Origin of the sequence: Mycobacterium sp., from assembly GCF_035506235.1 — a bacterium.
Lineage (GTDB): Bacteria > Actinomycetota > Actinomycetes > Mycobacteriales > Mycobacteriaceae > Mycobacterium.
The window spans coordinates 1-9,671 of sequence record NZ_DATJPU010000279.1 but is presented as its reverse complement, the minus strand read 5'-3'; the positions used below and the strand labels follow the sequence as shown (position 1 = coordinate 9,671).

Below are 9,671 nucleotides of genomic sequence, written 5' to 3'. Positions count from 1 at the left end.
CGGCCGCGGACCACGACGGCGCAGCTGGTTCGCGTACTCCTGCCCGAACCGGTCGCCCCAGGCCCGGATCGTCTCATAGGACACGTCGACACCACGTTCGAGCATCAGCTCCTGCACGTCGCGGAAGCTCAACGGGAACCGCTGGTACAGCCAGACGCAACGGCTGATGATCTCGGGCGGAAACCGGAACCCTTTATACGACGAGCCTGCAGCGGTCACGATCGTCGATCCTGCCCCACCTCACCTTCCCGGATCACCAACCTGACAGTGCCTTAGCTGATAAGACATAGGTCGCCCTGACCGGACCCCGTGAATTGGTCCACGGCAAACGAGAGTCGTTTCAATGGGTGCGGTGGCTAGCTTAGCGGGCTGATTGTGACCGGCTATAAGCGCGCCAACGGTGTCTCGTTTGTAAAGATTCGGGAGTGATCGTTTCCTGCCTCAGATCTTTGAGCTTCGGGAGTATCGCATCGTGTCTCAGCTCGCCTGAGACGAATCGCTGCTCCGATCGCGCCGAAGTCAGCTTCGGAGTATCGGCAGTAGCAGCCGCGATGAGGAACGGATGGTGTTGATGGTGCTGGTGCCGACGGGAGCATGGCGGAAGTTCATGATCACCGGAACTTCCGGGTTCTGGTCGTCGCTGGTGAGCGTCAAGCGGATGCGGTGTCCGCGCCGGAATCGACGGGCGTTGGGGAGCAAGGGGATTCGGTAGACGACGTCTTGGCCGACCGGGACCGCAGCCGCGGTCCGGCACGGCAGGACCGGAGCGCCCGGGCGGCTGGCGTCTTCATCGATCTCGCGCAGGCTGGCCCGCAGCCACCCGCTGCTTAGATGGTCGACGAGCGAGCCGTCTTCGGCGATGTCGGACACGACCACGATCCATCCGGTGTCCGACGCCGTTGCCGAGGCGACCAGTCGCAGTTCGATATCGCCGGCCACGTCGAGTTCCCCGCCCAGCGGTGCGCTGGTCCAGGTCAGCATCGAGGGCGGGTCGATCGCGCTGGGCCTGGCTCGGTTGAGTCCTGCTCCCAGGGTCATGTACTCGCGGCTGCCGGGTTCGCCCTCGTCGGTGGCCAAGCCCCCGTCGGCGCGCAGCGCGAATTCACGGTGTGAGCTGTCGGGCGGTGGCCATGACTCCACCGCCTTCCACTCGCCGGCTTCGGGCAGGAAGTAGCGGAATTCCGGACCCTCGAGGATGCCGGTGTCCTGTCCCTTGAGCCAATGGTCGTACCACGCGAGCGCTTCGATGTGCAGGCTCTCCCATGGCCAGGTCATGCCGTGTTTGCCGAGCATTGCGACCCGGACGCAAGGGCTTTTGGTCAGATTTGGCAGTGCGGAGAAGGTCGACGGCAGATGAAGCGGCGCGTTCTGCCAGTCACAACCCAGGTAGACCGGGATATCGATGTTCTCGAGCAGTGGTGTCAGGTCGCGGTCGTCCCACCACGCATCCCGCAGCGGGTGCTTGACCACGGCGTCCTGCCACAGCTCATCCCAGGGCTCGGGTGGGTGGGGCAGCTTCATGAGCAGGCTGAGGATTGCGTTGGAGGATTCGCCGTTCATGGTGGCGAACTTCTTGTGCACCGGCGGCAGGTTCAGGATGCGGCGTGCCACGGCGAAAGGTGCGCTGCGGTAGAACCGGTCGCTCTTGGGTGCCGTCAGCCCGAGCACCGACAGAAATGAACTGACGAATTTCGCGCTGGGCAGGCCGTGGTGCGACACGGCATCGTAGAGATCGCTGGTGGCGCCGAACGGAAGGATGGCCTTGAGATGTGGGGGTCGCTCGACGGCGGCCTCGAGTTGCGTCATGGCGAAGTAGCTGATGCCCAGCATCCCGACATTGCCGTCACACCATGATTGTCGACCCACCCACTCGATCAGGTCGTGCATGTCGCGGCGCTCTTGACTGTCAAATAAGGTGAAAGTCCCACCGGAGCCCCCGGTTCCGCGCAGATTCACGATGACGTGGACGTAGCCGCGCGGCACCCAGAAGTCGGTGGCCCCGGCCTCGATGAATCCGGCCGGCGCGCCGAGGTCCTGGATTTGCCGGGCGTACGGGGACGCGGCCACCAGTGCCGGAAACGAGCCTTCGGCGTCCGGGCCGAAGATGTCGGCCATCAGCTCGATGCCGTCCCGCATCGGAATCTTGATGTTGATGTGCCGACGTGTGTGGTACCGCGGTTGGCTCAGGTTGCGGAACCCACGCCCTGTTGTCTGCGGCCCGTTCAGTTGGCGTTGGCCCGGTTCGGTTCCGGCTACACGCTTCGAGAGGGTGCTCATGGTGCTCTCCAAAGTTTCCTGTTTCGTTGAGATAAGTCGGGCAGGTTGTCCAGGAGGGGCAGTGCCCGACAGTTGATGTGTTTGCGGCTGGTTGGGCCGCAGTCATGCACTAAGGCGGGCGTAGTCGGTGTAGCCATGCTCGTCGCCGCCGTAGAAGGTAGCCCGGTCGGGGCTATTGAACGGGCCTCCGGCGGCCAGCCGCGCCGGTAGGTCGGGGTTGGCCAGGAACAGGCTGGCGAACGCGATCATGTCGGCGGTGCCGTCCTCGATCAACTCGAGGGCGTCGAGGTTGGTCAGCGAGCCCGGGGTTGCCGGGTTGAGGATGAACAGGCCGGCAAAGCGCTTGCGCAAATCGACGGTCAGTTCGCGGTCGGAGGCTTCCATGACGTGCAGGTAAGCCAGGCTGATCGGCGTTAACGCGTCAACCAGCGCCTGGTAGGTGTCGCGGTAGCCATCCTCCACGATGTCGTTGAGCGGGTTGGTCGGTGAGATTCGTAGTCCCACGCGGTGGGCGCCGATCGCCTCGGCGACAGCGCGGGCAACCCCAACGGTCAAACGGATCCTGCCCTCGATTGAGCCGCCCCAGCGGTCGTCGCGCTGGTTGGCGTTGGTCGACAGGAACTGGTGCAGCAGATAGCCGTTGGCGCCGTGCAGTTCTACTCCGTCGAACCCGGCGGTGATCGCGTTGCGGGCGGCGTGCGCGAAATCGTTGATCGTTTGCGCGATTCCACCCTTGTCCAACTCGACCGGGGTGACGAAGTCCTTCATTCCCTCCAGCGTGAAAATCTGGCCCGCCGCAGGGACCGGTGAGGGGCCCACCGGTGTGAGACCCACGGGCAGCAGGCTGGGGTGGCCAATGCGACCGGTGTGCATGAGTTGGGCGAAGATGGCTCCGCCCTGGGCGTGTACGGCGTCGGTCACCTGTTGCCACCCGGCAACCTGCTCTGTCGAATGCAGCCCGGGGGTGTTGGGGTAACCCTGACCGATCACCGATGGTTGGGTGCCTTCGGTAATGATCAGCCCGGCGGTTGCACGCTGGGCGTAGTAGGTCGCCATCAACGGTGTCGGGGTTTCGCCGGGCCCGTAGGCGCGGCTGCGGGTCATCGGCGCCATCACGATCCGGTTGCGCAAGCGCATCCCGGCGAGATCGATGGGGTCGAATGCGGTGGTCATGGTCTTTTTTCCTTAAACGGCTCGATTACCTGTCCGAACAAGGAAATCACAGAAGTATTTCCTGCGCAAGCTTTTGCTCTCATCGATGGGCCGATATACTGATCGATCAACTAATTAAGGAGTCACCGGTCATGGCCCAGCGCAAAGTGGCAACCACAAATCGCGATTCGACCGGCGGTACGGTGCCCATGCCCGCGGCCGCGCAAGGCGGTCCTATCAGCCATGCGATCTTCCGAGTGGCCCGTGTGCACCGGATGATCGCCGGACAGCTGTTGCGCCGTGTGGGTCTGCACCCCGGCCAGGAGCTGGTGATGATGCATCTGTGGGAACTGGGCCCGCAACGCCAGGCCGACCTGGTGGAGTTGCTCGACTCCGACCCCGCCACCATGACCCGTACCATCCGCCGCCTCGAGCGCGCCGGCTTTGTGCGACGCTCCCCCAGCCCCGGCGACAAGCGCGCCTATCTAATCGAAGCCACTCCGGCCAGTCAAGGATTGCGCCGGCAAGTCGAAGACATCTGGGCTCAGCTTGAAGAACTCGCCGTCGGCGACGTCGGCAAAAACCAACGGCAGACAATCCTCGAAGTCTTAGAAGGACTCGAGGGACGGTTGTCCCGAGCAGCTACTATGCCAGCGCACTGACGGGCAAGCTTCACCTCCCACATGAAGGGCTGAGCCTCGGTCGCGAGCTCGTGGGCACACCCCACCTCTCCAACCTGTCTCGCTGTGTCCCGCTTGTTCGCATCGATTCCACCGTATTCTGTGTCCAAATCCGTGACCACCACACTTGAGCGGTAAGTCCAGCCGCCTCGGCGTCTTACGGTGTAAACCAGGAGCCGCGTCGTCCGGATCGACGCGCGGGGTCAAGCTCACCAGGCGTTCATCGGGTGTTGTTTTGGGATTCTTTGGCTTAGAAAGTCTGTCGACGGAGGGCTGGCTTTAATGAGGTCCACTAGTGGCGGTGATTGTTGGGGTCGGTGTTGACGCCGGCGACGAGTGTGTGGCCGTCTCGGATGGCGGTGTACAGTCGTCAGCTCGGCCAGCCACGCCAGCTTGCTCAGGCTGCGAATCACGTTGCCGGCGATGCAGGTTGGCGGTTGTGGCACGAAGCATCATCTTCGGGTGCAGCAGCCGGGTGGGCTGGTCGATGAGGCCGGTGATCTTTAAAAACTGTTCGGCGACAACGATGTCGGACTCGGCGGCGGTCTGCAGCCGGTCGACGTATCTATTGGTGAGGCGCAACGACAGTGGTCTGGGGCCTTCGACCTCGGGCAGGTTGAGATCACCGCCAACCGCGAATCGCCAGGCCACCCCGATCGGTTTCGCGGCGGCACGGAAGTAGCGCCGCGCCAGGCCATCCTCGCCGCGACGTAAACATCGCTGGAGTGCCAACGCTTCGAGTGCCGCCACCGTCATGCCCTGGCCGTAGATCGGATTGAAACTGCAGATCGCGTCGCCCAAGACCAGCAGGCCAGCCGGAAACCGCGGCATCTTCTCGTAGCGCCGCCAGCGACTCTCCGGATAACGGAAACGACAGACCTCACTGAGCGGCTCCGCGGCACCAATCGCCGCCAACACATGGGCCGGAGCTAAACCCTCAGCGAAGGCGAGCATCTCGGCTGGCTCGCTCGGCGGTTTACGACCCGCCATCCCGAATACCGTGAACATCCAACTGTCGTTCTCGTAACCGAATAGCGCCATCCCGGTGGGCCGACCCGGGACCGCACCGACGAGGACGATCAACTCCTTCAGCGTGCCCGGCCGGATCCGGAGCAGCTGACTGGAATACACCACACGCACACCGACTTGATCTTCGGTCGGGCGCCCGTAGCCCAAGGCGTCCAAGAACGCCGGTGTTCGCGCGCCCCGGCCGGTGGCGTCAGCGACCAGATCCGCCGTCAACACCCGTTCATCGTCACCGTCGCGGGAACGGATCCGCGCGCCGGTGACACGATCCCGCGCCGTGGTCGACGTCAGATCAAAAAAGTCATAACCCTCCAGAACCGTGACGTTCGCCGTCTCACGCAACCGTCGCCGAACAAGACCCTCCACCAACGGTCTGCTCGGGATGAACACGGGCGCGATGTCGCTGAACCCTCCACTGCTTATCAACTGATGGCCGCCAAAAGAGAAGAACGCTTTGGACACGTCGGTGAAGTCCAGGACAGGGGCTCCGGCCGCGATGAGTTCATCGAGGAACCCGGGGAACAGCTCAGCAAGGATCTGGGAACCACGTCCCAACAGGGCGTGACCGTGGCGGCCCTGCGGAACGCCCCGCCGGTTCGCCGGATCGTCGGGGAGCACATCCCGCTCGACCACGGTGACACCCTCGTAGAAGTCGGCGAGGACCCTGGCGGCCAGGAGCCCGCCCATGCTCGCGCCGAGAACTACCGCATGCTCACCGAGCTTGGCCATTAGCCGCTCCTGACCCTGATTTGGTTTGGTCAGTATGTCGGAGTCCTTTCCCAGTGGCTTGAGTATGCGACTACTCGTTTTATTTGACGGACATCACCGAGCAGCGGTGACACGATACTGACGTGGACGATGGCGGGGACGGTCGCGGCGCGCTGGCGGCGGCGGGACCCTCCTGTGGGTCATGCGGCAGCCAGTTGAGCGCGGCAGCCAAGTTCTGTAGCGAGTGCGGCACGCCCGTCACACAGGCCACTCAACCAGCGGAGTACAAGCAGGTGACAGTTCTCTTCGCCGACGTGGTGCACTCAATGGACATCGCGGCGGCAGTCGGGGCCGAGCGGTTGCGCGAGATCATGACCGAACTGGTCAGCCGTGCGGCAGCCGTCGTGCAGCGTTTCGGCGGCACGGTGGACAAGTTCACCGGTGACGGCATCATGGCGGTGTTCGGTGCGCCAGTGGCGTTGGAGGACCACGCCGTTCGTGCCTGTCTGGCGGCCTTGGGCGTTCAGGAGGAGGCCAAGCGGCTTGCCGTCGACGTCCGAAACCGCGACCGCATGGAGCTGCAGTTGCGGGTGGGACTTAACTCCGGTGAGGTGATCGTGGGTGAAATCGGTTCAGGACCGTTCGGTTACACCGCCATCGGTGAACAAGTCGGCATGGCACAGCGGATGGAATCGGTGGCACCGCCGGGTGGGGTTATGCTCAGCGCGTCCACGGCGCGGCTGGTCGAGGGCGCGGCGACTGTCGGTGAAGTTGAGCGTGTCCGCATCAAAGGCACCGATCAACCAGCCTACGCCCAACGGCTGCTGGGCGTGCCGGAGGGGCGTCACGCTGTCGGGCGTGCTGAGTCGAATCTTGTTGGTCGGCGGTGGGAGATGGCCGCCGTCGAAGGCCTGCTCGAACGTGTTATCGACGGCCACGGCGCGGTGGTCACCGTGGTGGGATCACCGGGTATCGGCAAGAGCCGTCTGGTGCGTGAGGTGGCGGCCATCGCTGCTGGGCGCGGAGTGGAGGTGTTCAGCGTCTACTGTGAATCGCACTCCACCGACATTGCCTTCCACGTCGTGGCGCGGTTGCTGCGGGCAGCCAGCGGTGTGGGCGATCTGGACGGCCCAGCCGCCCGTGCACAGGTACGGGCGCGGGCTCCCGACGCGGACGCGGAGGACTTGTTGCTCTTCGACGACCTGCTGGGCATCGCCGATCCCGATGTCGCTCTCCCGGCAATCGATCCCGATGCGCGTCGGCGGCGGCTGACCGCACTGGTCAATGCCGCGTCGCTGGCCCGCGAAGCCCCAGCGGTCTATGTCATTGAGGATGCCCATTGGATTGATGAGGTCAGCGAGTCGATGCTGGCCGAGTTCCTCACGGTGATCCCGCAGACGGCCTCGCTGGTACTGGTCACCTACCGCCCCGAATACCGGGGCGCGTTGAGCCGGGTGGCCGGCGCTCAGACCATCGCCCTTGCGCCGCTGAGTGATTCGGAAACCGCAGCACTGGTTGCCGAGCTGCTCGGGTCGGACCCCTCGGTCGGCGGGGTGGTCACCATGATCGCCGAGAAGGCCGCCGGAAACCCGTTTTTCGCCGAGGAGATCGTGCGCGACCTGGCCGAGCGCGGCCTCCTACGGGGCAGCCGCAGCGCCTACGAATCGACCGCTGATGCTGGCGAGGTCAGTGTGCCAGCCACCTTGCAGGCGACCATCGCCGCCCGCATCGACCGGCTTGACCCGACGGCCAAGCGCACCTTGAGCGCAGCCGCTGTCATCGGCTCACGGTTCAGCCGGGACCTACTGGAAACGCTGGGGATTGATCCTGTCCTCGGGGACTTGGTGACCGGCGAGTTCATCGATCAGATCACATTTACCCGACAACCCGAGTATGTGTTTCACCATCCGTTGATTCGCAGTGTGGCCTATGAATCGCAGCTCAAATCGGATCGCGCCGAGCTGCACCGGCGCGTCGCGGCCGCAATCGAATCACGTGACCCCACAGCAGCCGAGGAGAACGCGGCGCTGATCGCCGAACATCTGGAGGCCGCCGGTGATGGGCACGCCGCCTACGGCTGGCACATGCGCGCCGCCTCATGGGCGACCAATCGTGACATCGCCGCGGCGCACCTGAGTTGGGAGCGGGCCCGAAAGATCGCCGATGCATTACCCGCCGACGACCCCAACCGAGCAGCCATGCGCATTGCCCCTCGCACCATGTTGTGCGGGACCGCCGTTCGAGTCGATGTGAATGTGGCCGGTGATCGCTTCGATGAATTGCGGGAGCTGTGCACCGCCGCCGGGGACAAGGCGTCACTGGCCATCGGGATGGCGGGGCTGGTGATGTGTCACGCGTTTCAGGAGCGGGTGCGCGAGGCGTCGCAGCTGGCCTCTGAAGCCATCGGCCTCATCGAGTCGGTCGGCGATGCGACCTTGACGGTGGGGCTGTCTCTGGCGCCGATCTACGCCAAGACTCAGAGCGCCGAGCTTTGTGACGTGCTGCAATGGTCAAAGCGGGTCATCGACTTGGCCGACGGTGATCCCTTCAGGGGCAACTTCATTTTCGGGTCTCCGTTAGCGTTCGCCTTTCCGCAGCGGGGTCTTGCCCGTTATTGGCTGGGTCGTTCTGGATGGCGCGACGACCTGCGGGACGGCGTCGCCATGGCCCGCAGCGCCGACCCCGTGTCGTACGCCGCGGTTGTCTGCTACGTCTACAACCCGGGAATACCCAATGGCGTGCTGAGGCCCGACGATTCCGCGATGCGCGAGATCGAGGATGCCCTACGGATTGCCGAACGATCCGGTGATGACTTCGCGTTGGCCCTCGCCCGGATGACGCTGGGCCATGCGCTGGTGCACCGCCAATCCTATGCGGAGCGTGACCGCGGACAGGAGCTGCTGGCTGAGGTCAGCGAAGTGTTGCTGCGCCAGGGATGCGCCCTGTGCGATCGACCGGGCGTCAACGTGTACTTGGCGCGTGCGAGGGCTCGGCGTGGAGATCGCGATGAGGCCATACCGCTCATGCGCGCCGCCACCGACCATCTGTTCCGCGAAGGGCATCTGCTGTTTGTGGGGCGTTGCTGCGACGGGTGTTCTGGTGGAGACTTTGCTGGACCGCGGGGCCGACAGTGACGTGGCCGAAGCCGAGGCCGCGATCGAGCGTTTGGCGGCCGCGCCGGCCGATGAGGGTCTGGCTGTACGCGACATCTGGCTGCTGCGATTACAAGCCCTCCTGGCGCGGGCTCACGGCGATGCCGCGGCCTACTCGCACTTGCGGGATCGCTACCGCGACATGGCGAGAACGCTTGGCTTCGAGGGGCATATCGCGTGGGCCGAGGCCATGCCATGACGGCGACCGGCGTGGTGTGCGGGTCGTGTGGCACCGAGGTGAGTGCGACGGCCGGCTTGGCGCTGCCAACCGCGAATGTGGTGACGGCCTTGTGACGGTGCTGCTTTTTGCGTTTTGGCAAACAATGATCGAAACGCCGTCGGAGCAAGGGGCGACAATTATCGTCGGCAAAAGGCCAGAATCCAGCGACAGAGGCACAGAACAGTTAACTAGTAAGCCTAGCTAATGTGACCAAATACGTGACCATCGGGCATGAAAACAGCCCCCGGAGTCTCCTCCGGGGGCCATTTCCGCTCGTAGCGGGGACAGGATTCGAACCTGCGACCTCTGGGTTATGAGCTGATATGGAAGTGATTCTGTCAAGTGGCAGGGAAAAGCGGCGACCGCGTTAGGTGGTGCGGCCGCCGCTTTTCGTTGACCGGATGAGGTGGCTGTCGAGGTCGAGCGTGTCGTGTCGACGCGTGTCAGTCTGATATG

The 9,671-nt window shown here is 64.2% G+C and carries 4 protein-coding genes and 2 pseudogenes; 2 read left to right on the top strand and 4 right to left on the bottom strand.

Annotated features, from left to right (window positions below; all coding sequences use genetic code 11):
• From VMD50_RS26515 to VMD50_RS26505, 3 genes and pseudogenes are all read right to left on the bottom strand, one after another.
• Positions 1 to 219, bottom strand: a pseudogene (locus VMD50_RS26515) (IS6 family transposase); the annotation flags it as partial.
• 300 nt (positions 220 to 519) lie between these two features.
• Positions 520 to 2,277, bottom strand: a complete 1,758-nt coding sequence (locus VMD50_RS26510) for a CocE/NonD family hydrolase (protein ID WP_325432373.1) — start codon at positions 2,275 to 2,277, stop codon at positions 520 to 522.
• A gap of 102 nt (positions 2,278 to 2,379) precedes the next feature.
• Entirely contained in the window at positions 2,380 to 3,450 is a 1,071-nt protein-coding gene (locus tag VMD50_RS26505; protein ID WP_325432371.1) for an alkene reductase, read from the bottom strand.
• A 131-nt stretch (positions 3,451 to 3,581) separates the two neighbouring features.
• On the opposite strand from VMD50_RS26505, the gene VMD50_RS26500 reads away from it, so the two are divergent.
• On the top strand, positions 3,582 to 4,091 hold the full coding sequence (locus tag VMD50_RS26500) for a MarR family winged helix-turn-helix transcriptional regulator (protein ID WP_325432369.1): 510 nt from the start codon (positions 3,582 to 3,584) through the stop codon (positions 4,089 to 4,091).
• Between the two features lie 297 nt (positions 4,092 to 4,388).
• Here VMD50_RS26500 and VMD50_RS26495 read toward each other — a convergent pair whose 3' ends face one another.
• Positions 4,389 to 5,864, bottom strand: a complete 1,476-nt coding sequence (locus tag VMD50_RS26495; protein ID WP_414686182.1) for an FAD-dependent oxidoreductase — start codon at positions 5,862 to 5,864, stop codon at positions 4,389 to 4,391.
• Positions 5,865 to 6,016: 152 nt separating this feature from the next.
• Between VMD50_RS26495 and VMD50_RS26490 the strand changes: the two are divergent.
• Positions 6,017 to 9,194 (top strand): annotated as a pseudogene (locus VMD50_RS26490) (ATP-binding protein).
• The last annotated feature ends 477 nt before the right edge of the window (positions 9,195 to 9,671 follow it).

Coding starts and splice junctions, on each gene's coding strand:
- VMD50_RS26505 (WP_325432371.1), bottom strand. CDS start 3,450: ATGACCACCGCATTCGACCCCATCGATCTCGCCGGGATGCGCTTGCGC.
- VMD50_RS26510 (WP_325432373.1), bottom strand. CDS start 2,277: ATGAGCACCCTCTCGAAGCGTGTAGCCGGAACCGAACCGGGCCAACGC.
- VMD50_RS26500 (WP_325432369.1), top strand. CDS start 3,582: ATGGCCCAGCGCAAAGTGGCAACCACAAATCGCGATTCGACCGGCGGT.
- VMD50_RS26495 (WP_414686182.1), bottom strand. CDS start 5,864: ATGGCCAAGCTCGGTGAGCATGCGGTAGTTCTCGGCGCGAGCATGGGC.